Genomic DNA, 26,163 nt, shown 5'->3' on the forward strand with positions numbered 1-26,163 from the left:
GAGGCCCGTGGGTTCAGCGGAACTGAAGCTTGTTCAGCGGGAACTCGGGCGTCGGTCCGTGTGCGTCGGCCGGGGGCATCCGTGGGTTCGGTGGGAACGTGGGGGTGGGCTGCGTGGTTGCGCAGATTATCCCTGGGCAGTGGGGCGAACCACGATGTCGCCCACATCGACACCGTCCGGCTGCTCGATGGCGAAGGCGATGGCGCGGGCCACCGCGTCGGGCGAAAGAGCGGTCTCCATCATCTTGTCGATCTGGGTTTTCACCGCCGGATCCATGCGCTCTGCGAAGTCCGTGCGGACGGCGCCGGGAGAGACGACGGTGACGCGCAGGCTGTCGCCGGCCTCTTGCCGCAGGCCCTCGGAGATGGTGCGCACGGCGTTCTTCGTGCCGGCGTACACCGACTGGAGCGGCACGATACGCAGTCCGGCGGTGGACACGGTGTTGACGAAGTGCCCGAAGCCCTGCTCCCGGAAGACGGGAAGGGCCGCGGCGATCCCGTACAGGACCCCTTTGAGATTGACGTCAATCATCTCCTCCCAGTCCTCGACGCGCAGGTCATCCAGACGGGAGATCAAGCCGATCCCGGCGTTGCTGACGAGGACGTCGAGCTGGCCGTATCGATCGCTTGCCAGCTTGACGAGGCCGGAAAGGTCCTCACGTCGCGTCACGTCCGTGCGGGCCCAGACGGCTTCACCGCCGGCCTCTTCGATACGGGCGGCCAGAGCCTCAAGACGCTCCGGACGACGTGCCCCGAGGACGATCTTCGCACCGCGCTCGGCGAGCAGAAGTGCGGTCGCCTCGCCGATGCCGCTGCCGGCGCCCGTGATCGCCACGACTTTGCCTTCGATTCCCGACATGATGGACAGTCCTTCCAGCGGAGGAGTGGGGGCGGCCGTGCCCTACAGTGAAAGTGGAGGCTCCGCCACTTCGTTCACACTAAGTGGCGGGTCCTCCACTTAGCAAACGGAGACAAGGGAGAGCCACTGATGGCCCGGGATGCAGGACGCCCGCTGAGGGCTGACGCACAGCGGAACCGGGAGAAGATCCTGGCCGCCGCGGTGCACGTGTTCACCGAGGAGGGACTGGATGCGCACTTCGAGCGCATCGCCAGAGAAGCGGGCGTGGGAACCGGCACCCTCTACCGCAACTTCCCGACCCGGGAAGCTCTGATCGAGGCGGCGTACCGCAACGAAGTGGCCCGGCTGTGCGACGCCGTCCCCGGCCTCCTTGCGGCGATGTCACCGCCTGAGGCGCTGCGAGCCTGGACCCGCCGCTTCATCGACTACGCCACCGCCAAACTCGGCATGGCCGACGCCCTGCGAGCCGTCGTCAACGTGGGAACCAATCCCTATGCCGAAAGTCACGAGATGATTCAGACCGCCCTCTCCTCCCTCATGGACGCCAATAGCGCTGCCGGAACGATCCGGTCCGACATCAGCCCGACCGACATGTTCGCCGCCCTCGCCGGCATCGCCCTCACCTCGGCCAAGCCCGAGCAGCGAGAGCAGGCCGAACGCCTCCTCGACCTCACCCTGGACGGACTGAAACCCGCGCCGTCTCGGCCCCCCGAAAACTGACGGCAGAAGCCCGGACATCATCGAAGCTGCTGCTCAGCGGCCTGTTTCAGTAGTGTTCGCGCGGAGTCCGAGTAGCGCATCGCTGTCTTCTCATCGAGCCCGAACACCTCGGCGAGGTGGAGCGGATCGGGCCCGTGGGCCAGGGCCTCCTCGAGCTGCCGGTCGACGCGGAGCCGCTCCAAGGTCGCTTCCTGGCCGTGCAGGAGCCCACGGATCCAGCGATTGCTGGCGCGCCCGGTGCCTGCGGCGGTCTGATTATTGATCAGCAGGTGGAGGTTGGCCGTGTTCGGCCAGCGCTTGCGCCGGTATTCCAGCCAGTCCAGCAGTAGTTTCAGGGTCGGAGGCATCGGCGGACTGATCGTCGGCAGCCTCACCGTCTACGGCTACGCCTTCGTCCAGGGATGGCCCGCCTCCATCCCCCACCACACGATCGTCACCGGCCCTGTCGTCTCCGTCGTCGTCGCCGCTCTCGCCGGCATCCACCCCGCCCTGCGCGCGGCCAAGGCCTCCCCGACGGACGCCCTGCGCTCGGCCTGAGGCGGGACCTGGACCCCCTGCCCTCAGTAGGACCAGCTGGGGCAATGGTGGATCAGGCGGCAGTATCGGACAGGCTGCGTCGCGTCGCTGGCCCTGGCCGGCTCGTACGCCCTTTGGCGGCTGGCACCTCGCACAGTCGCCGCAGTCGCCGCAGTGCCGCAGTGCCGCAGTGCCGCAGTGCCGCAGTGCCGCGGTGCCGCGGTGCCGCAGTGCCGCGGTGCCGTCGTACACGACGCGCTCGTGCAGAGAATCTCCCGTGGAGCCGAAGGGCTGCGCTGACGGCTCCACGGCGTGGCCAGCTCACCCCTGCGTCGGCGGGGGCCACAGGCGGGCATGCCGGGGCCGCGCGAGCCTCCGGGGCCGACTCACCCTCGCGTCGGCGGGGAACCCGTCCACGGCTTGCAGACCGTGGACAGCGGCTCGCCCCCGCGTCGACGAAGCCGGCGCGACCTGAGGTTCACTGGAATCTGGCGCACACGGCGGCCGTGCGTGCCCATTCCCATTCACCCGCATCGCAGCACCCGTCATCCGAGCCGATTCAGAGAACCGCTCGCAGGTGTCGTGGGTGCGATACCTACGGCGTCGACGCGCAGCGCGTCGCCCGCCGATCCGTTCGCAACGGTTCTTCAAAGGAGAACGCTCGCTCGCGGGCTTCGCCTTCCTGTCCGTTTTGATCCTGTACGCCCCCGCAGCGGCAGCTTCGTGGAGCCAGCGCATCGAGCTGTCCAACGGCCGCGGCGGGTGCTCAGAGATCTGTGGTGTCGAGGCTCATGTCGAACGGCGCCGGTAGTGCGATCGGGCTGCCGAAGGGGAGGGGACCCTCTGCCCGGGTGTAACCGAGGTGTCCAGGCTCGGAGAACAGGGTGATGCTGCGTTCAACCCTGTCGACGAGGAGATAGAGCGGCGCCCCGTACTCCGCATAGCGCCTCCGCTTGACGACTCGGTCCGTGTCACCGTTGGACTCCGAGGTCACCTCCACGATCAGCAGAGTCTGGTCAGGGAGGAGCGCACCGGCACCCTTTGCCTGGTCGGCTGGTACGACCGCGATGTCGGGTACATACCAGTTGGATGATCCAGGTAGGTCGAGGTTGCCGGAACCTGTGACGCATCCCAGTTCGCGGACTCTGGGCTTGATCTGGTCCCTGATGGCCTCCGCTGTGGCCTCGTGGTCCCAAGTCGGTGTCACAGGTTCGATGACTCCCTCGACGATCTGGGCTCGGTCGCCCCGAATGTTCTGGATGGCGTATTTCAATGCGTGCTCAGGGTTGATGTCGTTGGTGTAGTCCGGCGCGGTGCCCATGTGCTTGCTCCGCTCGTTGTTTGTGGAGTGTCGTGAACAGTCTCCTTGTTTGACGGGGGCCACATACCGAAATTGGTAGGTGACGCGAGATCCATACGGGTGAGGACGGACTCCTCCTCCGCGATCCGGCGTAGCGCTGGCGCGCCGCGCGTCGAGGTACGACCGCAGAAACTCTCGTGGAGCCGAAGGCGTCGTACTGCCAGCTCCACGGCAGACTCACCCCCGCATCGGCGGGGACCACGGCGGAGCGCCGCCGCTGTCCATCCCCACGGCCGGCCGGCACGCTGTTGTCGCGCCCTGATCGAACGCGGTGACGGCGGGGCGCTCCCACCTTCGGATTTCGGCCCCGCCGGAGCCGCTGTCCGACCCGGCCCGTGCGACGTGCGTAGGTGGCCATCGGCAATTGAAGGCGTCGGCCACCGCCGTTTCCGTACTACTCGTTGACACCTAGAACCACGCGCGTCTCGGTGACGAACCTTGTCATGGAGTCCGTATGGGACGCATTGGCCGGCCTGAGCACTGCATGCAGCGGTGGGATCAGACAGTCGACGATCAGCTCTTGTCGTTCCTCGTGACTCAGACCAGGCACCTGATCGAGTGCACGGTCCGCGTCTCGTTTGAGCACGTCCTCATCGCCGGCATCGAGGTGGAAGGCCGTACGAAAGTTCTCCAACGCACGTAGGGCTTCTGTGGTTTCGGCGGTACGCATGCCGGCCATGCGCCATCGGATCTGTTCGGCGACGGCGTGCAAGTCACTGATCGTCCGCAGTCGGAGCGTTGATGTAACAAGGTGGTTGAAGGCTTCCATGAGGGTCGAGGGGGCGGACAGTTCGACATCCGATCGGGCGTGCACGAATTCGAGGTGGGCACTGTCGACGGCTGCCCGGTTCGGTTCCTTGTAGTGGTTGTTCAAGGCTCGCTCGTACTCGCGAACGGTACGGAGGAGGTCGGCTATCGCCGTCGTGCGCAGGCTGCGCAGGGTGGCGGCATGCGCGGCGGCCGCGGCACGGTCGGTCTGGTCCCGGACGGCCTGAAGGGTTGCCGCGGCGGCCGTCTCGGCGGCCTCCTTGGCGGCCTTGGCTTGCGCGAGTCCACCACCGGCCTGGACTTTGGCACCGAGCCAGGCACCACCGAAACCGACGAGCACTGTGAAGACGGCGAGCAGGATTGTTTGATGATCCTTAAGGAAATTCATCACGCGACGATTCTGTCGCGTTCAGGCTTGCCGAGGTTGTGGTCAGCTTGCCGTTTGACCTCGGGCAGGGACCGTTGGTAGTCGTGCTCTCCTGGTAGAGGGTCGGCCGGCCGCGGGCGTCCTGGCGGGTGTTCGGGACGATCGGGCCGAGCTGGAAAGTACCGTTCGCGGCTTCTTCGTTTCGGGCGCCGGCTGCGGCGTCGAGCACGTCCCGCAGGACCTTCTCGTCCTGGCCGCCGCCGAGCTCCTCGCCGAACAGGGCGCCGCTGAGGCCAGGTCACGGTGACACGGTGGTGCGGCTTGCCGACGACCGGCCCGGACGGGCCCGGCCCGCGCACGCCGGGTCGTCCGCCGATGCCCGGGGTCAGCTCGTAGCGGGCGCGGGCGGGTCGGGTCTGTCGTTCGCATGCGCGGATCACATCGGCCGGCCGGTCGGCGGCTGCGACGGCGGCGCGGGGGAGGGCCGCGGCGAAGGTGATGGCGGCGCGGGGGAGGGGGCCGTATGACGGTGGAGCAGCGGCCCAGCAGCCCATCTTCCGGATCAGGAAGATGGGCTGCGGCGTGCACGGAACCGGCGGACGCCCTTCATGGAGCAGAGGGCCGTCAGGGGCGCGGGACCGGTGACGGGGAGCCAGAACCAGTATGAGCAGGGGGTCTTGATCGAAGTAGGGTGGCCCGTTGGGCGTGATCGTTCAAGAGGAAAGACGGACAAAGAAGTTGAATCGCATACGCACGACGGTGGCACTCGGTCTGGTGCTGACCGCAGGTCTGGTGACCGGATGCTCAGGAGGTGCGGAACCGGACGCCAAGGCAGGTGGCGGGGAGACGGGGAAGGCCGCCGCGGAGTCCGCTCCCGCAGCCCCCAAGAGCCCGGTCTACCAGGGCAAGCCGGTGCCCGGGCTGGCCGCGCAGCCGGCCTGGAGTCTGACGGCCGATGAGGGGCGCTGCGTGAGCAAGGCTTCCGGGGAGGGCTCGTCGCGGCAGGACGTCTGCACGGTCGGGGACGCCGTCATCGTCACCGGCGACAAGGACGGGCAGTCGGGCACGAGCACCTTCACCGCCCGGCTCCTCGACGCCAAGAGCGGCAAGCTGCGCAAGCAGTTCGACTTCGCCCTCCCCGCGGAGAAGGGCCCGACGGTGGCCCTCGCGCAGGTGGGCGAGTGGCGGGACGGTTCGCCGGCCCTGCTGATCCGCAACCGCGTCGACACTCCGGCGGACGGCCTGAAGAAGGCCTCGACCCAGACCGTGCTGACCATGTATGCGCCGTCCGGCGAGAAGCTGGGGAGTTCCTCCCTCGACGGGGACACCCACATGTCCACCCCGGTCCGGCACGGCCACCTCGTGGACGTCGGCGCCTCGGGCGGCGCCAAGTTCATCCCGATCGGTGACGGAGAGACCGTGGTCACCGAGGCCTCGCACATCGACGTCAAGGGGGCGGTCGGCTCCGGTCTCGGCTACTCCTCGCAGAAGGACATCTCCTACCAGCCCTACGCCTGGTGGCTGACCGCCACGGACATCCGTACGGGCAAGAAGGCGTGGAACACCAAGGACCTCACGCCGCCGGCCGCCATCGCCAAGCAGGTCACCCCGACCAATGCGACGAGTGCGCGGCTGATGCCGTACCAGGGCGACAAGGCCCTCCTCGAATGGTCCGTGTACGGCAAGACCGAAGCAGCCATGACGCTGATCGACGTCAAGAGCGGCCTCCGGCTCGCCGAGGGGCCCGTCATCGACACCAACAGCGCCATCGATGACGACGGCCTCGCCATTTCCCCGGACGGCAAGACCGCCGTGGTGCAGTACGGCAAGGGCGCGGTCGCATGGAACACGGAGACCGGCAAGGAGCTGTGGCGCCAGGCCGCGGACGAGGTGGACATCAAGCCGCACACCCTCGCGGGTAACGGCGTCCTCTACACGTATCTGGACGGTGCCGCAGCCGCGCTTGACGTCCGCGACAAGAAGCTGTTGGCCTCCGGCATCGAGGAGATGCCGCAATTCACGACGAACGGGTACGCCGCCGTCCGCAACTCCGGGGGCCTCTTCGTCTTCGCGGCCCAGCCCGTCTGACGCAGCGCCCAGGTGAAACCCGCCGTCCGCTGAAGGAACGGATCGGGTGCCGGACAGGCCGGCGCCCGATCTCGCCGAGATCGGGCACTGCGCTCACGCCGGCGGCGTTCCGTTGCGCGGTTGCCCACGACCCGATGCACGCGAGCGGCCGTGCCACCGCGCAGTGACGCCCGCACCGCCTCGGCGTCGAGCAGGCGAAGGCTTCGTAAGCCCCCGGCCCCAAGCCGTCCTTGCCGTACGAGCTCGATCGCGTCAGGTGGGCCAACCCCAGGCGCTACCCGGGCCGGGGGCGGGTAGGCGCGCTGATCGCATAGTCAGTTGATCCAACCCCGGGGCGACAAGGTAGAAAGGAGGTCATGCACCGATCCGGCCAGGTCCTGGGTCGGACATCACGATCCCTGGGGGGAACCACATCATGCGTACCCGCGCGCTCTGCAGAGCGCTCACGCCCCTGTTCGCCGCCTCCGTCCTGACGGCCCTGGTTCCGGCGGCCACGGCGTCGGCCGCCGACGCCACCGAATGCGTCCGTTACACGACCAGCAACTCCAAGAACCTGGCCGTCGGCGAGCGCCTCGAGTCGGGCACGCGCCTCGTCCCCACGCCGGGCAAGCCCGAGCTCGTCATGCAGTCCGACGGCAACCTCGTCATCTACGCGGTCGGCAACATCGGCAGGCCCGACCTGCCGCTGTGGTACAGCGGCACGTACGGCAACTGGGGCGCGTACGCCCTCATGCAGGAGGACGGCAACTTCGTCGTCTACAAGAAGGACGGCGGCCCCGGCAAGGGCGGCGCCCTCTGGGCCAGCGGCACCTACGGCACCCGGACCGACAGGACCCCCCAAGCCTCATTCATCGACTGGGGCGAGCTCCAGGTGACCGGCCGCACCGAAGGTATTCCGTCCTGGCGCACCGAGACGATGAACCGGAACGCCAAGATCTGCTCGGACGCCACACCGGACGGTATCGTCCCGACCTGGGACCGAGGCAGTTGGGCCGAGTCCGCTTCCGTGTGGCTCGTGCTGCAGAAGGACAACAACCTCGTCATGTACCGCAAGCGAGACGGCCAGGCGATCTGGAACAGCGGTACCTACGGCCCCTCGGGCTCCCAAAACGGCTCCGTCTACATGAAGATGGAGCGGACGGGCGATCTGAACGTGCGCGAGTTCTATCCGACCTTCACCGTCCGCTGGCACAGCGGCACGGCCGGCAGCGACGACGCCTATGCCCTCCTCCAGGACGACGGCAACCTCGTCGTCTACAAGAAGGACGGCGGCCCCGGCAAGGGCGGCGCCCTCTGGGCCTCCGGTACGTACAACAAGATCTGACCGGCCGACCAACCAAAGACCAACCACGGGGGAACCACCCATGTACAACCGTTTGCTCCGCAATGCCTTCATATCCCTGCTCGCCGCCTCGGCCCTGACCGGCGTGGTTCCGGCCGCGGCGCACGCCGCGCCCGCCACCCGGGACGGGATGGCCGAGTGCGACGGGCCCTACGATCAGCTCGAGACGGTCCTGAAGATCGGTCAGCGGCTCGCTCCGGGCGAGAAGCTGACCAGCCCGACCAAGTCGACCGAGCTGGTCATGCAGTGGGACGGCAACCTCGTGCTGTACGCCTTGGGCAACCCGGGTGGGCCGAAGCTCCCGCTGTGGAACAGCGGCACCTACGGCAACTGGGCCGCGTACGCCCTCATGCAGGAGGACGGCAACTTCGTCGTCTACAAGGACGGCGGCAGCCCCCAGACGGGTGGTGGCATCTGGCACACCAACACGTACGGCGACCACACCGACACGAAGCCCAGGGCGATGCTGGAATGGAGCGGCAACTTCAGGGTCATCGGCCGGAAGGAGCAAGAGTTCCTGGGGCTGCACTGGTCGGCCATGAGGCGCGAGAGGACCACGAAGGTCTGCGCGAACGACGCGGTGTCCCAGTACCGCTATCGGTTCGACGGCGACTGGGCCCAGAGCGCCACCGTCTGGATGGTCCTCCAGGACGACGGCAACCTGGTCATCCACCGCAAGAGCGATGGCAAGGCGATCTGGTACAGCGGGACGTACAACACGGGTTACCACACGACGGAACTGAGCATCGCCGCCGACGGCAACCTGACCCTGCGGGACTGGTTCTCGCCGCACACGGTGGCCTGGAGCGCGGGCACCGGCAACAACCCCGGCGCCTACGCGCTGCTGCAGGACGACGGCAACTTCGTCGTCTACAAGGCGGACGGCGGCCCCGGCAAGGGCGGCGCCCTCTGGGCCTCCGGTACGTACAACAAGATCTGACGGCTGCCTGAAGGTCCTGTGCTGGGGAAGCGCCCGCAGCACAGGACACCACGCCCGCCGGCGGAGCCCTTACGGCGCAAAAGAATCTTCCCCTCATCTGTCACATCCACCGGCGCAGCTCTACGGGAGCTCCGTCCCGACGAAGTCGTACACCCGCACCGAGGGGCAGAACGGCAACGGGCACAACCGCCTGCCCTACGACGGCAAGCGCTACTTCTGGGACGCCTGGAACCTCCACCTGAGGATCGACGGCACCGCCGTGTCCACGGCGGGACCGGTCGAGAGCGACCGGGCCACCTGCTACAAAGCAACGACGTGCAAGTTCAAGAAGGGCGACACCTGAGCCCGGGACGGACGAGGCGCCACCATGGACCACGACACGCTGCTCCGGTTGATGCTCGCGGCCGATCCACCGCAGGTGGTCTGCGGGTTCCGCACGGTCTTCGCGGACGGGGAGATCGGCGAGGCGGGAACCCTGCGGTACCTGGCGACCGACCGGTGGATCCTGGACGTCGACCACGGCGGGCGGACCGTCAGCACCCCGCGCGGCTCCCGCCACGTCGCACCGGACGGCACGGTGCGCGCCGGCCTTCCCGCCACGCCCTCGTTCACGTCTCCCGTGGCTCTGCTGCTGCCCCGCCATCGGGGCATCGACGGCGGTCACGGCCACGACTGGGCCCCGGATCCCACCGTGCCGGTCACCGAGGCGGCCGACGGCACGCTGCACATGACGTTCCGGCACACGGAGAACGCCGCCTACCAAGCCGAGGCGACCGTCCACCCCACCCTCCACTGCATCCTCGCCCTGCGGAGCCCCGCATGGACCGCGGAACTCCTCGACCTCCGCACCTCCCTGAACCCGCGCGAACTCGACGAGATGAACCAGGCCTTCGACGAGGTCTGAGCCGCGTTCCGGTCACGGGCGGCGGAGAAGTCCTGAAGGGCGATCGTGATCCGGATCCCGGCCGTCTGCTCGAACCTCCCGATCCGTCGGGCTTCGCGCGCCGCCCGGGCGTGGACAGGGCCTGCGCCTGAGCCTGGGGCGCGGTGCAACAGCGGCGCACGACGGGCGGACCGCGGCTGCCGATCGGCAGCTGGTCGCACCGCCCCCGTACTCGGGGTCATCCCCGCGGGTGCGGGGAGCAGGCTTGCTGAGCTGCGATTCTATGGAGAGTGGGGCTTGGTTTCACTCACTTTCACTGAAACGGGCATTTCAGGATGAACACCTCCTGTCGCCGCGTAAGAGATGGTGGTCGCCCTCGACAACGAGGACGAGGAGTCCGGGCCGCCGCCTGGGTCAGGCTCACGCAGTAGGCGACACCTCCCGCCAGGTGGTCGGCCAGAGCGAGGGTTCGGCCGAGAGACACGCGAGAAGGGGCGCTAACTGATCGTTTCGGAATGGGTTGGGCTGGGCTTCTTGCGCTTGGCGAAGAACCTGGTGTGCAGCATCTGCCTGGTGGCTGTGTTCGGGGTGTCCATCCCTCTCTCACTCCTGCCTATGGGCTCCGGCGCGCACTTGTGCTGGCTCATGGCACCGGTGGTGGTTGCCACGGCCCGCCGGATCCAGCACCGCGCGCTCGTCCGGCAACCGACGTCTCGACGGTGTCGGCAAGCGGGCACGGCTCTCGGCGTACGCAAGGCGCACCCTTCCGGTCCCACGAGGGACAATGGCGGGGAACGCACACTTCCTCGTCAGAAAGTCCGGCATGAACGACTCCGCCTTCAACCTTCGCGAATGGGGCGAGGAGATGGCACCGCTGGCCGTCGCATTCGCCGACGGCTTCGAGGAGGTGCATTCGTATTCGCCGGGCGAGTACAGCGTGGAGACCGTCACGGCGCAGGACGGCGCCCGGGCCGTCGCGCTGCTCGCCGGGGAAGGCGTCACCGGCGCGCTCCTGGAGTACTACGCGACACTGGGCGCTGTCGAGCTGCCGGACCTGCACATCGGCATCTGGATCGCCGATGCCGAGCGGGTCGCCGAGGGCATCCTCGCCGGCGCCCTCATGCCGGTGACCGGAGCAGTCGACGACACGGTGACGGTGTTCGCCACCGACGGCGGCGGGAACCTGTACGCGGTCAGCCCCTCCACCGGATCCGTCTGCCACCTCATCGGCGGGTCCTGGGACGGTACCCGCCTCGACGTGAGCGAGACCGGCTTCCGCGTCGTCGCCCCTGACCTGTGGGCCTTCCTCGACCAACTCCGCCAGGACCTCCGGCAGGCCCTCGCGGAACGGCCGGCCCTGAAGGCAAAGGTGACGTGCTGTGACAACAGCGAAAGCCATGTCGTCAGCGACGCCTGGTCACCGGAGCACCTCCGCTGAGAGCTCCGCCGGCCGCACCGATCGAATCAGAGGGACTTTCGAAGGCGCCGGAGGCAGATGATGCCGCAGGCGAGGTGGAGCAGGCCCTGGTGGAGGTCGGCGCGTTGCTCGTAGCGGGTGCTCAGGCGCTTGAACTGGTGGAGCCAGGCGAAGGCGCGCTCCGCGACCCAGCGCACTTTGCCGAGGCCGGAGCCGTGGGCGTGGCCGCGTCGGGCGATCATCGGCTTGATGCCGCGCTTCCAGAGCAGGCGGCGGTACTTGTCGAAGTCGTAGCCCCGGTCGGCGTACAGGCGCCGGGGCCTGTACCGCGGGTGTCCTCGCGGTCCTCGGATTGGCGGTATCGCGTCCAGCAGGGGCAGCAGCCGGGTGATGTCATGGCGGTTGCCGCCGGTGAGCGTCACGGCGGGCGGAGTGCCCCAACGGTCCACGATCACATGGTGCTTGGAGCCGGGGCGGGCGCGGTCGACGGGCGAGGGGCCGACATGATTGCCCCCTTTGAGGGCCCGGACGTGCGAGCCGTCCACGGCACAGTCGTCCAGGTCCAGCAGGTCCGCGCGGCGCAGTTCGGTCAGCAGCGCGGTGTGCAGGAGGGGTCAGACGCCGTCCTCGGTCCAGTCCCGCAGCCGGGGCGCCAGGCCGTCACGCCGGAGCAGCCCACGACCTGCGCGGGGACATCGCGCCAGGCGACACCGGTCCGCAGCACGTGGACGATGCCGGCCAGGGCCGCCCGGTCTGGAACTCGCAGCCGCCCGGGGTAGCGGTGACGCCGTCGGGGAGCGGGCGGCTGCTATGGAGCCACCCGCTCCCAGAGACCATCCGGAACAAGATCAACATGCACCCGGACAGCCTGCCGACCCAAGATCGCCAGGCGCAAGAAGCCCAGCCCAACCCATTCTGGAACGATCAGTAAGTTGATCTTGGTGTGACTCAATGTGCGGTCATGCGGACTCGAGGGGGAGGGGACCGTCAGTACCCGACGCGGACCAAACCTGGCGCCGGGCTGCTTGCCCGGGTCATGCCCCCGGGTCCTCCGTCACGGGCAGGCACTCGGCGAGCAGGTCGACGACGTCGCGCCAGGCTCGCTGCGCGTGTTGTGGGTGGTAGCCGACGCCGGGGACCGTGGGGTGGTCGACCGGCGGGTGGTGGAAGGCGTGCAGGGCGCCGCCGTAGACCGTGAGGCGCCAGTCGACGCCCGCGGCCTGCATCTCGGCGGTGAACGCGCTCCGTTGCGCGGGCGGCATGATCGGGTCTTGCGACCCGACCCCGGCCCACACCGGGCAGCGAATGCGCGCTGCCTCTCCCGGTCGGCCCGTGGTGGTTGCGTTGACCGTCCCGATCGCGCGCAGGTTGACTCCGTCGCGCCCGAGTTCCAGCCCGACGGCGCCCCCGGTGCCGTAGCCGACGGCGGCGATCCGGTCGGGGTCGGTCCGCGGTTCGGTGCGCAGCACGTCGAGTGCCGCATGACCGATGCCCCGCATCCGGTCGGGGTCGGCGAGCAACGGCAGGCAACGGGCCAGCATCTCCTCGGGGTCGCCCAGATAGCGCCCGCCGTGAAGGTCGAAGGCCAGCGCCACGTATCCCAGCTCGGCGAGAGCGTCGGCCCGGCGGCGCTCGACGTCGCTGAGTCCCATGCCCTCCGGCCCGAGCAGCACCGCGGGCCGGCGGTCGACACCGGCGGGGAGCGCGAGGTGCCCGATCATCGTCAAGCCGTCCGCCGGGTACTCGACCGTACGCGTCGTGATCGTCGTGATCGTCGTCATGGGACTGGACTGTAATGATCGGCGAGCCCGGTCCGGTCGGTGTTCCGCCGCCGGCAGAACAGCGTGTGCGTCTCCCGTGTCCTCCCGAAATGCGGGGCCGAGCGCCCAGGGCTTCAAGGTTCAGTAGGGGATCCCTGTGCGGTCGACGAGGTGTCAAACGGCGCGCTGTTGGAACTCCGTGAGGACTGGGCGAGGCTCGCGGTGGCCCGGCAGCGAATCTGTCGGGCCACCTCCCGCTCAGTGGGTGTCGGTGCGCTTTTCGAGGCGAGTGCCGTGGCGAAGGGTGATCGACATCAGGTCGCTGGGGGCGTTCAGCTCCAGGCGGTGCCAGCGGCCTCGGGGGACGATCACCGCGGTGCCCGCCCGCAACTGCACCATGTCCTCGGCGCCACCGGGCGTGGTGGCACGGAAGTGGAGGCGGACGCCGCCGGTCAGGCAGCACACCGCCTCTTCGGCCTCCGGGTGCATCTCCCAGTGGTCGGCGTGGACGTCGACGTCGGTCTCCACGTGGAACGTCGTGATCTGCCAGGCGCCGGAGTCGCTGCTCGTCATCTGCCGTTCGGCGGCTCGGACGTCGCCGTCGGGGCGGAACTGCAGAGCGGAGGCGAACAGGTCGATGGGGGTCGTCGTCATGATGGCGTTCCTTCCAGTCGGTTCTTCGTGGGGGCGGCGAGTTGCGGATCGGGCAGAGCGGACCGGCGTTGGGGCAACACTCCGATCGCAACAACTGCCGCGAGTACGAAGAGGCCGGCGGTGACGGTCAGGCCCAGGGCGTAGCCGTCGTTGAGGGAGGCGGGGTCGGTGGCCGTGCCGGTGCGCAGTGCGGCGATGGTGGCCAGGGCGGCCAGGCCGACGCAGCCGCCGAGTTGGCGGGAGCTGTTGAAAAGGCCGGAGGCCATGCCTGCCTCGCGGGAGGCGACGCCGGTGGTCGCGGCGGCGGCGACCGGGGCCAGGACCAGTCCGACGCCGACGCCGGTGATGAGGCAGGGACCGAGCACGTCGGTGAGGAAGCCGCCGCTGGGGCTGATGAAGGCCAGCCAGGCCAGGCCCACGGCGGCCAGCAGAGCGCCGCACACCAGGGCGGTTCGGGGAGTGCGTGCCGTGGTGACGCGGGTCGCGATGATGGTGCCCGCGACCAGGCTCACGGAGAACGGTAGGAACGCGGCGCCGGTCGCGGCGGCACCCATGCCCAGGACCTGCTGCATGTACAGGGACACGAAGTAGAACGCCGTGAACTGCCCGGCCGCGGCCAAGAAGACCAGCACGTTGGCGCCTGCCACCCAGCGACTGCGCAGCAGGCCGAGGCGCAGCAGCGGCGCGGGGGCCCTGGATTCGGCGAGGGCGAAGGCGGACAGGAGCACGGCCGCAGCGGCGAGGGTCGCCACGGTGGCCGAGGATCCCCATCCTCGGGTGTCGGTGCGGACGACGCCGATCACCAGCAGCCCGACTCCGCCGGTCGCCAGGACAGCGCCGAGCACGTCCAGCCTCTCGCGCCGGTCGGGCCGTGCTCCGGCGGGCACGCCCGCCCGCACCAGCGCGAGAGCTGCCGCCACGATGGGCAGGTTGACCAGCATCACCCAGCGCCAACCCGCGTACTCGGTCAGCAGGCCACCTGCGAGTACCCCCAGCGCTCCCCCTGCGGCGTTCACCGCGCTCCACACCCCGAGCGCCCGGACACGTCGAGGGCCCTCGGGGAACGTGGTGGTGAGCATGCCCAGCGCGGCTGGGGCGGCCGCGGCAGCGCCCAGGCCTTGACCGGCTCGGGCTGCGATCAGTTGCCAGGGCGCCTGGGCCAGCCCGCCCGCCAGCGAGCACAGCCCGAAGACGACCAGGCCCCCCACGAACAACCGACGGTGACCGTACAGGTCGCAGGCACGACCCCCCAGGAGCAGCAGTCCGCCGAAGGTGAGCGCGTAGACGTGCACGATCCACGACAGGTCGAGCGGCGCGAATCCCAGCGCGGTGCGGATTGCGGGCAGTGCGACGTTGACCACCGACATGTCCAGGGCGAAGACGAACTGGGCGACGGCCGCCGCCGCCAGCACCATCCCGGGTCGCCCCCATAAATTTTTATACATGTAAAGAAATTAGCGTCAGGGATCGCCGTTGTCGATACGTGGGGAATGATGGGGCCATGCCACCGCAGCCGTCCGCACCGCGCAAATCCCCTGGCCGACCCCCCCGTATCTCCCGCGAGGAGGTCATCGGGACGGCTCGCCGGATCGTGACCGAGGAAGGCGTGGACCGGCTGACCATGCGGCGGTTGGCCACGGAGATCGGCAGCACGCCGATGGCGCTCTACCACCACGTCCGCAACAAGGAAGAACTGCTTGTCCTGCTGCTGGATGACTACGCCGCGCGGGCGCTGCGCCGACCCGAACTGCCCGCCCACCCTCGCGAGCGGGTCGTCGTTGCCGCCGCCTCGATCCACGAGGCGCTCGCCGCCTGTCCCTGGATCGTGGAAGTGCTGACCGCCGATGACCTGATGTCCACGTCAGCGCTGTGGTTCGTCGAGCAGATCGTCGACGGCTTGGTCGAATGCGGACTCTCCCCCGAGCGGGCCGTGCACGGTTACCGCGCGATCTGGTACTACACCGCTGGAGAGATCGTGGTCCGGGCGACAGCGGCCCGGCGGCGCGCAGACGACGACCGAGGGACCTACCGGGAGCAAGTGTTCGGCAATCTCGACCCGGGTGAGCTGCCCCGATTGGCACGGATCGCGGACCGCTGGGCACTGCTGACGGGCGAGGACACTTACCTGGACGGGCTCGGAGCATTGGTGGACGGACTACTCGCCATCCGCTGACGATTTCCCGTCGCCTCGCGCATCAACTGCATGACGAGATGGAGCTGGTGACACGTTGAAGCTCACCCGGCTCGACGAGCAAGCGGAGGCCCTGCTCGCCGCGCTTGTCCGTAGACGTACGGTTCTCCGTCAGCGGGTGATCGCCTCCATGGAAGCCCGCCATGGAGGCCCGCCATGGCGAGAACGCCCCTTCTGCCACGGGTTACGGGGGACGAGGCCGGCTGGGACAGCTCATTGGATCAGGTCGGTGTGCGGATGTTCGGGGGAGGCCGGGCAGACGTAGATCTGCATGTTGTCCGTGCTGCCCACTTCTACCTTCGTCGGCTGCGAGGGGTTATGGCCCGCGTAGTGAGAACCGGCGGCGTCGGCCTGGTCCTCCTGCGGTGCCCAGCTGCGGCCTTCACCGCCGTCCCACTCCCAGGACGCGATCGTCAGCAGCGGAACCATCTGTGTCTCGCACACTGCGCAGTGCCGGGGGTTCGGGTCGGTGCGGCCCCACGGGGGCCAGCCGCCGACCTTCCAGCCGGGTGCGTTGCCCAGATGGATGGAGTAGAAGTCGCGGGGATACTCTGCGTAGGAGTTGTCCACGCCTGCGTCGGCTGCCTGCCACCGGTTCCAGTCCTCCAGCGCCAGCCGCAGCTCCGGGCTCAGATCCAGGCTGTTGGGGTACTCGGTGATCGTTTCTGGCGCCAGCAAGCACGGCTCCGGCACATAACCCGGATAGTCCGCCTCGTACGGTTCCGGTGGTGTGCTGACGATGTCACCGACCTCAGCGGCCGACCGCCAGAACAGTGCGGTCGCCGGCTTGTAATCCGGATCGTGCTCGTAAGGGCACCACAGAATCTGAAGCAGATCGGCCTGTCCGGGCGGCCGCAACAGGGGTATGTCACGGAGGAACAGCTGGGCCACGGGCAGCATCGGGACCGGGCTTTCGGCGGGCCCGGGAGGGCCGGTGTCGAGCCGTCTGGCGAGCCACGCGGCATTGCGCTCCTTGAGCGCTTCCTCTTCGGGAGTGAGCGTGGCCTGGACGTCGGTGCGCCACCGGGCTTGCAAGAGCCTCTCGAGCCGCACTTCGGTCGGTGACCGGCGGAATCCACTGTCTACGTGGAGGTGCCCGTCCTCACAGTGCGGCCACGGCTCCCCTGCCGGCCACAGCAGCGGCCCGCCGACCGAGCTGTCCCTGACCGACGGCGATCCCGGGCGCGGATGCAGCCGCATCGCAGGACGCGCCAACGGCGCCAGCTCGGGAAAGACCGCTGTCACCTCGACAGGCCGCGGCGGAGTAGTTCGTACGAAACTCATACTGGTGATCTTGCCACCAGGCTCTCGGCTCAGCGATCTTGCGTCTTCGTGGTTGCCCTGAGCCGGCCCAGCATCTGGTCGAGGAGGTGGAGAGCCCGGCCCACGAGGGGCGCCGACCTCGCTGTCGGCCTCCAGTTCAGGCGGGCGAGGGCCTCAACCGCAGTGAGGACGCTCTGCCGGTTGCCGACCGTGATGGTCCCCGCCAGGCGCACGTAGTCCCCGGGCAGGGTCCAGCCCGGGAACTCGCCGGCCGGCGTCCGCAGTTCGGGCAGCAGGTCCTGGGACGCGTCGGCTGACGGGAGGGCCGCCGCGATCGCCGCCAGGGCCAAGCGGACGGTGACGCACTCTGTCTCCCACCGGCCAGGAGGTGAGGAAGGGCCGCTTGGACGGATACCCGGGCGCGTTCCTCAGCGGAAGCATGCGCGTGGGGATGTGTCCGGGGCCGGCATCCGGCCTCGTGCCGCTCGGTCACGGTCGCGATGGAGAACGGCAAGGACACCAGCGCCACCCGCTCGCGCGGAGGAACACGGTCGTCGGCCGCCGGCACAGCGAGAAGGCGCACGCCCTCGTGCGTGTGCTCGTCGCAGGTGTCCTGGTGCAGGATCTCGTTGTAGAAGTCCCCCAGGAACTCCCGATCGGAGTCGAAGGGGGCGTCGGCGAACAAGGGTTCCGCATGCGCGGGAGCCGGCCTGTCGGCGAAGCGGTCGGTCACCACGGTGCGGAAGGCCTCAAGGATTCCTGGTCCGTAGCCTGGTTCGGTGTTCGCGGTCGACGGGGTGGTGGGCATGGTTCAGACCCCATTGCCGGGGCTCGGGGTCCCGGCGGGTGGGATCCGCCGGTCAGACCGCTTCGGCCCGACTAAGTCACCACTCGTGTGACTTAGCGCTGTAGTTGGCCCCGATGGACAACTGGAACGCTCCATCACAGACGTCGTTGACCTGCAGAAATGCCGCAGAGGGCTGATATGCGTGGTCCGTGATCAGGAAGGCGACGGCTGAGCCGCCGTCGTCGGTCAGGGTGTCGGGGAGGCCGCCGTGAGCGACATCCACTCTCGGACCGTCTCCTGGTGCGTACCGCTCACCGTGCTCGCGGCCACTGCCTCGGCTTGCTCGATGGAGCATGGCGCTCCTGCGCGGGTGAGCAAGACCAGGGGCCACCCGGGTCCCGTGCCGACTGGCTCGCCATCGAAGGGTGTCCACTCCCAGGGGCCGTCGAAGCGCCATGCCCGGCCAGTGGCGTCGGCGACCTCATCACCCAGGTCGAGGTGGGCGTACGGCCGCAGCAGCAGTTCAAAGGTGAAGGGGATCCCGTCGTCGGGATGAATGGTGTATCCCGAGCCGTCGAGGTGGCTCCCGTCCGGAAAATCGCGGAAGGACACGCCGCGGCGCAGCACCGCCACCGTCTGCCGCGGGCGGGGCAACCAACCCGTCTCAAGGGGCGGGTCATGGTGATCGACGGCCATCACGTGGACCACGGTCGGTGGCACTCCAACCCGACAGATGTCTCCCGCCTTCAGATGTTGGGGCGGCGGTTCGGTACGGAACAGTTCGGCCTGCACGTCAGGCGCGACGTACTCACCGGTGTCCACGCCCAGGGCAACGACGCCGTTCCAGTGGAAGAAGTCGCTGGCGCTGTCGATTTCCCACCAGGGCCAGCGCACGGACACATTGCCCCAGGTCACGCCCTGCTCGACTCTGGCCGGTGTGAAGGGGCAGGCGATCGACAACACGTCGCCGACCCGGAAGTCACGCGCATCCGCATCCATCATCGGGCCAGGGTAGAGGGGGCCCCTTCGCGTTCCGACGTGGCCCACCCACCGGGCTGACCCGGGCATGGGGCCAAGCACGATGCGCACCAGGGCCAACAAGAACGCTCAGGTGCCGACTACGGCGCTCAGTCACACCTCCTGTGGCTCAGCGGTGTACTTGGCGACGGTCGCCGACTGAGGTTCACCTCGCCGAGCCGGCCGAGTCGGCGCTGCGGCGTCGGGTCTCCGCTAGATGGCCGTTGATGTAGCGAACAAGGATCAGCGGGTCCTGCGGGGCGTCGGCCTCGAAGGTAACGCGGCGCAGGAGGCCGACTCCGTCGAGTGCGATGCCGACGAGGGCGAGGACGAAGACGAGGGCGAGGAAGGCGGATGCGGGCGTTGCCGTCGTCGAAGGGAGGAAGAAGCAGACGTCGAGATAGGCACGGGCGGCGCGGGCGGTCAGCCCGAGAGGTCGGCCCACATCGCAGGCGCTCTCGGCCAGGCACGCGTCGAAGCGGGCAGGCGTGTCCGATCCGCTGCCGTAGCGTTCCCGGCTTCCCTTGGCGAAGGCGGGCAAGGTGCGGAACCGTGGCGGCTGCGGGGCGCCCAGGACGTGCCGCTGCCAGCTGCTGAGCAGTGCGAAGTCGAGCCGCGCTCCGCGTGCTGCATCGGCTCGGGCCAGTTCCAGGGCGCTGAGTAGGCCTTGGGCTCGGGCAGGGTCGACGGCGCCATCGAAGGCCCGGATGTCCTCCGCCGCGCCGTCGCGAAGGGGCGCCACCGGTCCGTCCGCGCCGTCGTCCGGGATCTCATGCCACGGCACCGATTCGCGTACCGCGAGCCAGCGCTGCAGGTGGTCTTGAGCCGGCGCGTCTGAGCGCGCACGGCCGTCGGCCGGCTGCAGAGAGAGCGCAAGCTGCTCCGCGATGTCGTCGACCACCACCGTGTCAGGACCGGTCCAGCTGCCGTAGTGCTGTACGAGGGCGTACGACATCGCGTCGGCCCAGGACTCGGCCTCGCCACGATTCCAGGTACTCATCGCGGGATCCGGCCACCTACAGCGCTGGGTCACAACTCGGCGGGGAGAGGGTCCCTGCCACATGGCGCGGTAATTCGAACACGTGTTTCACTGAATGGATGGACCCGCTCCGCTTCCCCGACGATCTGCTGTCCCTGCAAGCCGCCTGGCTGACGACATACCGCGCCCTCGCCCACGCACCCGCCGGGTCCGGTACGGACGTCCTGCGGCGGCGCCTGATCAGGCTTTCCTGTCGCATTCACGCCCACCCGTACTGGTCGGCCCCGGGGCGTTCCCGGGCCGGTGGCGCGGACCTGCGCCGCCGGGCGCGGGCGCGTGGCTGGGGGACCGCGGCGTGAGCACCGGTCAGGACGGTCCGGGAGCGTCGGCCGCCGGCTTCCCGGACGACCTGGTCGCGCTCCAGCAACATTGGACACGGCTCTTCAACCGGCTGGCGGCCTCCCCGCCGGCCGACGGCCACGCGATGCGCATGGAGCTGCTGCGGACCAGCCTGGGCATCGACTCCCATCCGCACTGGGCGGCCACCGTCGGCGGGTGGAGCCGCACGGCCCGGCGCGAACTGCAAAGCCACGCCGCCGCCGCACCCAACGGGGAGCCGTTGCTGGTGACGCGGTACGTGGACGGCCGCATCATTCCCGTACGCCCTGAACAGCCCTGATCAGCACCGGCGGACGAGCCGTCCACCGGAGGCGACGACGATACGAAAGCTCCCGTCCCCGGTTCCGGGCCGGACCCTCCACCCGGGCCGCCGCCGACTACGCGCCCCCTGCCGCGCACGTAGTCGGGTCAGGCGTACGGGTTCCATCCGCCGAGGCGGGCCAGCAGGGCGCGTGCGGCGTTCTCGTCCAGGCCCAGCGCCGCCGCGGCCCGTGCGGTGCTCAGGTCGGCGCGGGTTCCGCGGGCCGCCCAGTAGCCGACGCGTCCCGCGGTGACCTCCATCCGGCGGGCGGCCCGGAGGCCGGCGACCGGGGATGTCTTCGTCAGCCGTTCGATCTCTTCCTCCAGCCGTTCCAGCAGGCCGGTGACCGCATCCGGCAGGGGCACGGTGGTCGCCTCGACCTGCTCGGTGTGCTCGTCCCAGTCCCGTACGCACGCGTCCGCCTGCGGATCACCGGCCTCCACGAGCTCCTGGTTCCCGATCGCCGTCCAGTCCAGAGGGTGCTCGGCGCCCGTCCAGCCGCAGGAACAGACCGCGCGCACGGCGGCCGCCCGCGGCCCGCGCGGGTACCGGCCGTCGTAGACGGACCACTGCGACACCGACCGGCCGCCCGTCCCGGAGCCGGAATCGAAGTACACCGGCTCCGGGACGCTGCCGTCGGCCAGGACCACACCGACCGCACCCTCGTGGGACGTGCCGAACTCGTCCGTCGTCCATGTCTCCCGCTTGCCCACAACACCCCTCCGCCGCCTCGCCCCCGTGGCCCCTGCCGGGGCCGCCGGATTCCGACGATGCCGCGTCCGGCACGGCCGGTGGGCCCGATCCGCGAAAGAGACCCGCCCGGTATCGGCGCAAGGTGCACGCCGAACTCCCGCATCCGGCGTCGCTGAGCGGGCGCGCGCCGCAGCACAGGACCGGTTCCGGATGCGAGGTCGCAGACCGCCGACTCGGCCTTGAACGTCTTTCGGATCGTGGGGGTTTGCCTATGGCGATCGTGAGCAGGAGAGCGTTACGACCAAGCCGGTACTACACGAGGAGGTCCCCATGTCGGGTACGGAGAAGAGCAAGGCGCACGCCGAGACGGCCAAGGGCAAGGTCGAGGAGACCGTCGGAAGGGCCGTGGGCAACGAGCGCATGACCGCCGAGGGCCGGGCCGACCAGGCCAAGGGCAAGGCGCGGCACGCCAAGGAAGACGTCAAGGACGCCTTCCGCCACTGACCTGACGGGCGAACGCCCCGCATACCGGCTGAGTCCCGACCCCCTCCCCCCGGGCCGGGGCTCAGCCGCGTCCGCCCCCGGGAAGGTCCGGAGCGGCGACGAGCCGTGGAGGAAGGGGCGTACGGGTGGCGGTCACCGGTGGAGACCCGATCCGGCTACGAAGCCGGCGTGAGGCCCCGCGCGCCCGCCCGCGCCCCGACGCCGACGCCGGCCCCGGTCAGGATGCCGACCCCGGTCACGACGCCGGCGGGCACCGCTATTTTGGTCCGATGGATCACGACCCCACCGCCCTGGTCGACGAGTGGCTGGCCGGCCCGAACTCCGAGGCGAACGGGTACTTCGGCTACCAGGCCCTGGAGCACTACCGGCCCGCCGTCCTGCACTGGCTCACCGTCGGCTGCGGGCTCGAAGGACGCCCGGACCCCGACCTGTACCTCCAGCCCACCCCCATGACGCTGCAGAACTGGGCCATCGACTACGCGACCGCCGCGCGCTCACGCGACGCCGCCTGCGGAGCCGTCCGCTCCTTCTACCGCTGGGCCGAGACCCCCGCAGCCGCCGGCGGCCCCGACCTCGTACCGCCCGGCACCGCCAAGTCCCTCCAGTTCCAAACCGGCGGAAACTTCGCCGCCGGCCTGCCCGGCCGCGAACTCCTCACCCCCGACCAGTGCCGCTGGCTCGCCCAGGCCGCCGACCGCTACCCCGGCACCCGCCGCGAAGGCCCCCACCGCGCCCGCGCCCTCGTCTACCTCAGTCTCAATCACTACCTCTGGAACCGGCACGGCGCCGACGACATCCTGCGCCCCGGCCAGATCACCGCCATGCGCCTGAACGGCCGCCACCAGGAACAGCACCGCACCACCTGGGACGTCCCCCAGAAGAACGCCGCCTCCGACGCAACCCGCCTCCAGCCCGTCCACCACGACGCCGTCCGCGCCATCGACGAATACCTCCCCCACCGCGCCACCGCCCGCGACGACACCGGCCACCTCTTCACCACCGTCAACGGCCGCCCCCTGGAACCCCAATCCCTCATCCGCATCCTGCGCGCGGTCGCCTCCACCCACCCCGACCTCGAAGAGATCGCCCCCCACCTCTCCGCCGACGCGACCACCCACTCGCCGGGCGACCGGCCCCAGGGCTGAGGCGGAGAGGTACGCCGACCAGCTTTCGCGCACCGTGCGCGCAGCTCCACGCGGGCAGCCCTACGCTTCCTGCCGTACGGGTGCGGGTGCGGCGGTTCGGAGCGCGGGGGCCGTGGGTTCGGGCAGGGCGCGGAAGAGGAGCCAACTCAGGGCGGGCATGGCGATCAGGGGAGTGAGGGCGGCCTTCAGGGAGGTGGTGTCGGCGAGGTGTCCCAGCAGCGGGCTGACGAGGCCGCCGATGCTGACGGTGAGGCCGAGCGTGACGCCGCTTGCGGTGCCGATGCGGGAGGGCAAGTAGTCCTGGCCGAGGGTTACCTGGAGCGAGAACGGAACGTACAGGCCGGCCGAGGTGAGGGCCACGAAGAGGAACATGGCCGGGCCGGGCACGTGGATCACTCCGGCGACGGCGACGACGGAGAGCAGGTAGGACCAGCGGCAGACGTGGACACGGTCGTAGCGGTCGGCCAGGGATCCGCCCAGGATCGAGCCGACCGCGCCGCCCAGGAACAGCAGGAACAGGGCGGCGGTCCCCGCGGTGGTGCTGTCCTGCACGCGTTGCCGGGCGTAGAGGGAGATGAACGTGCTCAGGCCGATGAAGACGATGGAGCGGAAGACGACCGCCAGGGACAGCTTCACGAACGCGGCCACGTCGTCCGCGCCACGGGGCGCCCGGGCCCCGGCCGCGCCGGCCCGGGGTCGGGCGAGCATCCGCAGGACGGGTACGCACAGGGCGACGCCGACGAGTGCCGGGAGGACGAGTACGGGTGTCCAACGCAGGGAGCCCTGTCCGATCACGGCCGCCACCATGAGCGGGGCGAGTGCGAAGCCGATGTTGCCGCCGAGGGAGAACCAGCCCATCGCACTGTGACTGCCCGCACTGGCCAGCCGGGCCACGCGGGCGGATTCCGGGTGGTAAGCGGCCACGCCGACGCCCGAGATGGCGACGAAGAACAGGGTGAGCCCGTAGGAGCCGCTCAATCCGCTCAACGCGATGCCCACCCCTCCCAGCAGGGTGCTGACCGGCAGCAGCCACGGCATCGCCCACCGGTCGGTGAGCGCACCGAACACCGGCTGGGCCACCGAGGACAGCAGGGACGCGGCCAGCACGATGCCGGAGGCGACCGCGTAGGTGTAGTCCCGTTCGGCCACGAAGAACGGGATCAGCGCCGCGACGGCGCCCTGGTAGATGTCAACGCAGGCGTGGCCCACGGCCAGCAGGGAGATCGATGTGTTCCTTCGCATTCATCCCATGCTGCGAGAGGCACACCGTGTCGCGCTTTCGATAATCTGACAGATGATGCAGAACATCCGCCACGAGTCCGTTGCGCCGACCCGAACGCAACGTCTGGCGTCCGGCGGCCGGATCGACGCGCACCGGCACGACGACCACCAGGTCGTCTACGCCGGGCGGGGCACCATCGCGGTCACCACCGACGCCGGTTCCTGGATCGCACCCGCCACCCGCGCGCTGTGGATCCCCGCGGGCACCGTCCACCAGCATCAGGCGCACGGCGAACTCGATCTCCACCTCGTCGGCCTGCCCACCACCGAGAACCCCCTCGGCCTCGACGAACCGGCCGTCCTCACCGTCAGCCCCCTCCTGCGCGAACTCATCGTCGCCCACACCCGCGACCCCGACCACGACAGCCCACCCGGCCTGCGCCTGCGCGCCGTCATGCTCGACCAGCTCGCCCGCTCCCCGGAGCAACCCCTGCACCTGCCGATCCCCACCGACCCGCTGCTGCGCGAACTCCACGACATCCTGCGCGCCGACCCGGCCGACAACCGCTCCCTGGACGACCTCGGACGCGAGATCGGTACCAGCGCCCGCACCCTGTCGCGCCGCCTGCGCGACGACCTCGGCCTCACCTACCCCCGGTGGCGCACCCAGGTCAGGCTCCACCACGCCCTGATCCTCCTGGCCGCCGAGACCCCCGTCACGACGGTCGCCCACCGCTGCGGCTGGTCATCCGCCAGCACCTTCATCGACGTCTTCCACCGCACCTTCGGCCACACCCCCGGCACCCGCCCCACCATCTGACGCAGGATCCGGCCGCCGAGCCGCAGCGACCCGGCAGGTTGAGGTCCTTGTGCTGGAGCGGGAAGCGCGGGACGACGTCCTCGTAGCGCGCGCCTGGACGTCCACTCCGCCGGCGGTCCGGCTCGCCTGCGCGTTCACGGCAGTCACCCGAACTCGACGCCGCTGCCTTGGCCGCCCGAGTGACCCGCGCGGCACGGCAGGGCTTGAACGACCCGTACGACCACGGCGCGTACGCCAACGACGAGGCCGGACAGCGATTCCATGGGCAGGCACGCCGCCGTTTCCGCATTCGCTCGGAACTTGCTCGGCATGGCAGCTGGTTCAGCCGTCGGAAGGCCCGTACCGGTCGAGGTCCTCGATCACGGCTGAGGAGAACACCGCTCCGGCGAGCCACGCGTCCTTGTCAGGACCTGGCCCGGGCACGATCAGTCTGCGGCGTGTCCACGCATCGGACCGTCCCGGTAGGTCGATGACCGCTTCGGTCCAGATTCCGTCGCTCTCTTCGGAGAAGGAGAGACCGAGGAGCCGAGCGCCGCGCTCGGCAAGCGCAGGCCGCAGACCTTCAGCGACCTCGGTGCGGAACTCGTCGAGATAGCCGTCAAGTGCTTCACGGTCCGTCATGTCAACGGCATCCGCAGCCGTAGTAGTAGGCGGTGATGACCCCGACGGGTCGCCGATCCTTCGACCGGGAGTCCACCCGCTCGGTGAACACCACCTTCATGCCTCCGGCTCTCGGATTCGAGAAGGTGCGGCTGCTCAGGTCACAGGTGGTCTTGCTGCCCGACGCGGAGCACCGGCCGCGGGAGAGCGTCTTGTCGATGTCCTGCTTCATGTTGCTCCAGCTGGAGATCTCATCCCCGTGTCCGGACTCGATGTGGCGCTTACCGAAGCCGTCCACACCGCCGGCATCGGCTTGGCCGACACGAAGTGGGATGTCCTCACCTCCTGGACCGACATGAGTCGAATGGATGCTCCAGCTGATGGGGTTGGGGTTGTCGGCCGCCGATGCCGCAGGAACGCCCGTACAGAGAGCGGCACATGTGGCGGCAGTGGCCACGAGGATCTGCCCGAGCCCGGCTGTCATGTCATGACCTCCCCTTCCACGGTGGCGCAATCACTGCTGCCCCGGCGGCCACCTTTCCCAGCGCGTCCCAGGAGGTCAAGGAAGCA

At 69.5% G+C, this 26,163-nt stretch carries 29 protein-coding genes and 1 pseudogene; 13 read left to right on the top strand and 17 right to left on the bottom strand.

The genetic code is table 11. From position 1 onward, the window contains the following. Positions 1-126: 126 nt before the first annotated feature. A complete protein-coding gene (locus ACFY0I_RS31375; RefSeq protein WP_388902083.1) occupies positions 127-858 on the bottom strand; it encodes an SDR family oxidoreductase in 732 nt (243 codons plus the stop codon). A 129-nt stretch (positions 859-987) separates the two neighbouring features. Here ACFY0I_RS31375 and ACFY0I_RS31380 point away from each other — a divergent pair, with 129 nt between their 5' ends. Beyond that, on the top strand, positions 988-1,578 hold the full coding sequence (locus ACFY0I_RS31380; RefSeq protein WP_388902085.1) for a TetR/AcrR family transcriptional regulator: 591 nt from the start codon (positions 988-990) through the stop codon (positions 1,576-1,578). Between the two features lie 17 nt (positions 1,579-1,595). On the opposite strand, the gene ACFY0I_RS31385 is transcribed toward ACFY0I_RS31380, so the two are convergent. Beyond that, complete coding sequence (locus ACFY0I_RS31385; RefSeq protein WP_388902087.1) at positions 1,596-1,760, bottom strand: hypothetical protein; 165 nt, start codon at positions 1,758-1,760, stop codon at positions 1,596-1,598. A gap of 100 nt (positions 1,761-1,860) precedes the next feature. On the opposite strand from ACFY0I_RS31385, the gene ACFY0I_RS31390 reads away from it, so the two are divergent. Next, positions 1,861-2,115 (top strand): hypothetical protein, encoded by a 255-nt coding sequence (locus ACFY0I_RS31390; RefSeq protein ID WP_388902089.1) that lies wholly within the window; start codon positions 1,861-1,863, stop codon positions 2,113-2,115. A gap of 745 nt (positions 2,116-2,860) precedes the next feature. On the opposite strand, the gene ACFY0I_RS31395 is transcribed toward ACFY0I_RS31390, so the two are convergent. From ACFY0I_RS31395 to ACFY0I_RS31405, 3 genes are all read right to left on the bottom strand, one after another. Continuing rightward, the gene (locus ACFY0I_RS31395) at positions 2,861-3,415 is read right to left on the bottom strand and encodes a Uma2 family endonuclease (protein WP_388902091.1); all 555 of its coding nucleotides are present in this window, start codon (positions 3,413-3,415) and stop codon (positions 2,861-2,863) included. 433 nt (positions 3,416-3,848) lie between these two features. Further along, complete coding sequence (locus tag ACFY0I_RS31400; RefSeq protein WP_388902092.1) at positions 3,849-4,613, bottom strand: hypothetical protein; 765 nt, start codon at positions 4,611-4,613, stop codon at positions 3,849-3,851. Next, positions 4,597-4,818, bottom strand: coding sequence for a hypothetical protein (locus tag ACFY0I_RS31405; RefSeq protein WP_388902094.1), 222 nt, complete (start codon positions 4,816-4,818; stop codon positions 4,597-4,599). Before ACFY0I_RS31405 ends, ACFY0I_RS31400 begins: the two co-directional genes overlap by 17 nt. A gap of 509 nt (positions 4,819-5,327) precedes the next feature. Here ACFY0I_RS31405 and ACFY0I_RS31410 point away from each other — a divergent pair. The 5 genes from ACFY0I_RS31410 to ACFY0I_RS31430 all read left to right on the top strand — a co-directional run bounded on the left by ACFY0I_RS31410 (position 5,328) and on the right by ACFY0I_RS31430 (position 11,280). Then, complete coding sequence (locus tag ACFY0I_RS31410; protein WP_388902096.1) at positions 5,328-6,677, top strand: PQQ-binding-like beta-propeller repeat protein; 1,350 nt, start codon at positions 5,328-5,330, stop codon at positions 6,675-6,677. A 415-nt stretch (positions 6,678-7,092) separates the two neighbouring features. Beyond that, a complete protein-coding gene (locus ACFY0I_RS31415) occupies positions 7,093-8,001 on the top strand; it encodes a hypothetical protein (protein WP_388902098.1) in 909 nt (302 codons plus the stop codon). Positions 8,002-8,041: 40 nt separating this feature from the next. After that, positions 8,042-8,959 carry a hypothetical protein gene (locus ACFY0I_RS31420; RefSeq protein ID WP_388902099.1) on the top strand — a complete coding sequence of 306 codons (918 nt, stop codon included), beginning with the start codon at positions 8,042-8,044 and terminating at the stop codon, positions 8,957-8,959. 367 nt (positions 8,960-9,326) lie between these two features. After that, positions 9,327-9,863: a hypothetical protein gene (locus ACFY0I_RS31425; RefSeq protein WP_388902100.1), complete on the top strand. Its 537-nt coding sequence runs from the start codon at positions 9,327-9,329 to the stop codon at positions 9,861-9,863. An 802-nt stretch (positions 9,864-10,665) separates the two neighbouring features. Further along, positions 10,666-11,280 (top strand): hypothetical protein, encoded by a 615-nt coding sequence (locus ACFY0I_RS31430; RefSeq protein WP_388902101.1) that lies wholly within the window; start codon positions 10,666-10,668, stop codon positions 11,278-11,280. A gap of 26 nt (positions 11,281-11,306) precedes the next feature. Here the strand turns inward: ACFY0I_RS31430 and ACFY0I_RS31435 are convergent. The 4 genes and pseudogenes from ACFY0I_RS31435 to ACFY0I_RS31450 all read right to left on the bottom strand — a co-directional run bounded on the left by ACFY0I_RS31435 (position 11,307) and on the right by ACFY0I_RS31450 (position 15,118). After that, positions 11,307-12,118, bottom strand: a pseudogene (locus ACFY0I_RS31435) (IS5 family transposase). A 175-nt stretch (positions 12,119-12,293) separates the two neighbouring features. Next, a complete protein-coding gene (locus tag ACFY0I_RS31440) occupies positions 12,294-13,031 on the bottom strand; it encodes a dienelactone hydrolase family protein (RefSeq protein WP_388902316.1) in 738 nt (245 codons plus the stop codon). A gap of 246 nt (positions 13,032-13,277) precedes the next feature. Continuing rightward, on the bottom strand, positions 13,278-13,673 hold the full coding sequence (locus tag ACFY0I_RS31445) for a cupin (protein ID WP_388902102.1): 396 nt from the start codon (positions 13,671-13,673) through the stop codon (positions 13,278-13,280). After that, a complete protein-coding gene (locus ACFY0I_RS31450; protein ID WP_388902103.1) occupies positions 13,670-15,118 on the bottom strand; it encodes an MFS transporter in 1,449 nt (482 codons plus the stop codon). The genes ACFY0I_RS31445 and ACFY0I_RS31450 overlap by 4 nt, the downstream gene beginning before the upstream one ends. A 56-nt stretch (positions 15,119-15,174) precedes the next feature. Here ACFY0I_RS31450 and ACFY0I_RS31455 point away from each other — a divergent pair, with 56 nt between their 5' ends. Continuing rightward, entirely contained in the window at positions 15,175-15,846 is a 672-nt protein-coding gene (locus ACFY0I_RS31455) for a TetR/AcrR family transcriptional regulator (RefSeq protein ID WP_388902104.1), read from the top strand. Between the two features lie 231 nt (positions 15,847-16,077). Here ACFY0I_RS31455 and ACFY0I_RS31460 read toward each other — a convergent pair whose 3' ends face one another. The 4 genes from ACFY0I_RS31460 to ACFY0I_RS31475 all read right to left on the bottom strand — a co-directional run bounded on the left by ACFY0I_RS31460 (position 16,078) and on the right by ACFY0I_RS31475 (position 19,931). Beyond that, entirely contained in the window at positions 16,078-17,148 is a 1,071-nt protein-coding gene (locus ACFY0I_RS31460; RefSeq protein ID WP_388902105.1) for a hypothetical protein, read from the bottom strand. Positions 17,149-17,177: 29 nt separating this feature from the next. Beyond that, positions 17,178-17,477 carry a hypothetical protein gene (locus ACFY0I_RS31465; protein WP_388902106.1) on the bottom strand — a complete coding sequence of 100 codons (300 nt, stop codon included), beginning with the start codon at positions 17,475-17,477 and terminating at the stop codon, positions 17,178-17,180. A 683-nt stretch (positions 17,478-18,160) separates the two neighbouring features. Then, a complete protein-coding gene (locus ACFY0I_RS31470; protein WP_388902108.1) occupies positions 18,161-18,916 on the bottom strand; it encodes a hypothetical protein in 756 nt (251 codons plus the stop codon). Between the two features lie 181 nt (positions 18,917-19,097). Beyond that, the gene (locus tag ACFY0I_RS31475) at positions 19,098-19,931 is read right to left on the bottom strand and encodes a hypothetical protein (RefSeq protein ID WP_388902110.1); all 834 of its coding nucleotides are present in this window, start codon (positions 19,929-19,931) and stop codon (positions 19,098-19,100) included. A 98-nt stretch (positions 19,932-20,029) separates the two neighbouring features. On the opposite strand from ACFY0I_RS31475, the gene ACFY0I_RS31480 reads away from it, so the two are divergent. Together ACFY0I_RS31480 and ACFY0I_RS31485 are read left to right on the top strand one after the other, a co-directional pair. Beyond that, on the top strand, positions 20,030-20,269 hold the full coding sequence (locus ACFY0I_RS31480) for a hypothetical protein (RefSeq protein ID WP_388902112.1): 240 nt from the start codon (positions 20,030-20,032) through the stop codon (positions 20,267-20,269). Further along, positions 20,266-20,589 carry a hypothetical protein gene (locus tag ACFY0I_RS31485; protein ID WP_388902114.1) on the top strand — a complete coding sequence of 108 codons (324 nt, stop codon included), beginning with the start codon at positions 20,266-20,268 and terminating at the stop codon, positions 20,587-20,589. The genes ACFY0I_RS31480 and ACFY0I_RS31485 overlap by 4 nt, the downstream gene beginning before the upstream one ends. A 128-nt stretch (positions 20,590-20,717) precedes the next feature. Here ACFY0I_RS31485 and ACFY0I_RS31490 read toward each other — a convergent pair whose 3' ends face one another. Further along, the gene (locus ACFY0I_RS31490; protein ID WP_388902116.1) at positions 20,718-21,323 is read right to left on the bottom strand and encodes a hypothetical protein; all 606 of its coding nucleotides are present in this window, start codon (positions 21,321-21,323) and stop codon (positions 20,718-20,720) included. Positions 21,324-21,633: 310 nt separating this feature from the next. Between ACFY0I_RS31490 and ACFY0I_RS31495 the strand changes: the two genes are divergently transcribed. Continuing rightward, positions 21,634-21,807 (top strand): CsbD family protein, encoded by a 174-nt coding sequence (locus ACFY0I_RS31495; RefSeq protein WP_281205717.1) that lies wholly within the window; start codon positions 21,634-21,636, stop codon positions 21,805-21,807. Between the two features lie 269 nt (positions 21,808-22,076). Continuing rightward, positions 22,077-22,952 (top strand): hypothetical protein, encoded by an 876-nt coding sequence (locus tag ACFY0I_RS31500; protein ID WP_388902118.1) that lies wholly within the window; start codon positions 22,077-22,079, stop codon positions 22,950-22,952. Between the two features lie 60 nt (positions 22,953-23,012). Here ACFY0I_RS31500 and ACFY0I_RS31505 read toward each other — a convergent pair whose 3' ends face one another. Continuing rightward, positions 23,013-24,194, bottom strand: coding sequence for an MFS transporter (locus ACFY0I_RS31505; protein WP_388902120.1), 1,182 nt, complete (start codon positions 24,192-24,194; stop codon positions 23,013-23,015). Between the two features lie 55 nt (positions 24,195-24,249). On the opposite strand from ACFY0I_RS31505, the gene ACFY0I_RS31510 reads away from it, so the two are divergent. Continuing rightward, positions 24,250-24,993, top strand: a complete 744-nt coding sequence (locus ACFY0I_RS31510; protein WP_388902318.1) for an AraC family transcriptional regulator — start codon at positions 24,250-24,252, stop codon at positions 24,991-24,993. Positions 24,994-25,314: 321 nt separating this feature from the next. On the opposite strand, the gene ACFY0I_RS31515 is transcribed toward ACFY0I_RS31510, so the two are convergent. Beyond that, complete coding sequence (locus ACFY0I_RS31515; RefSeq protein ID WP_388902122.1) at positions 25,315-25,614, bottom strand: hypothetical protein; 300 nt, start codon at positions 25,612-25,614, stop codon at positions 25,315-25,317. A 1-nt stretch (position 25,615) separates the two neighbouring features. Further along, complete coding sequence (locus ACFY0I_RS31520) at positions 25,616-26,077, bottom strand: hypothetical protein (RefSeq protein WP_388902124.1); 462 nt, start codon at positions 26,075-26,077, stop codon at positions 25,616-25,618. Positions 26,078-26,163: the final 86 nt, after the last annotated feature.

It is taken from the genome of Streptomyces sp. NPDC001568 (assembly GCF_042893755.1).
In the GTDB taxonomy this organism is placed as follows: Bacteria; Actinomycetota; Actinomycetes; order Streptomycetales; family Streptomycetaceae; genus Streptomyces.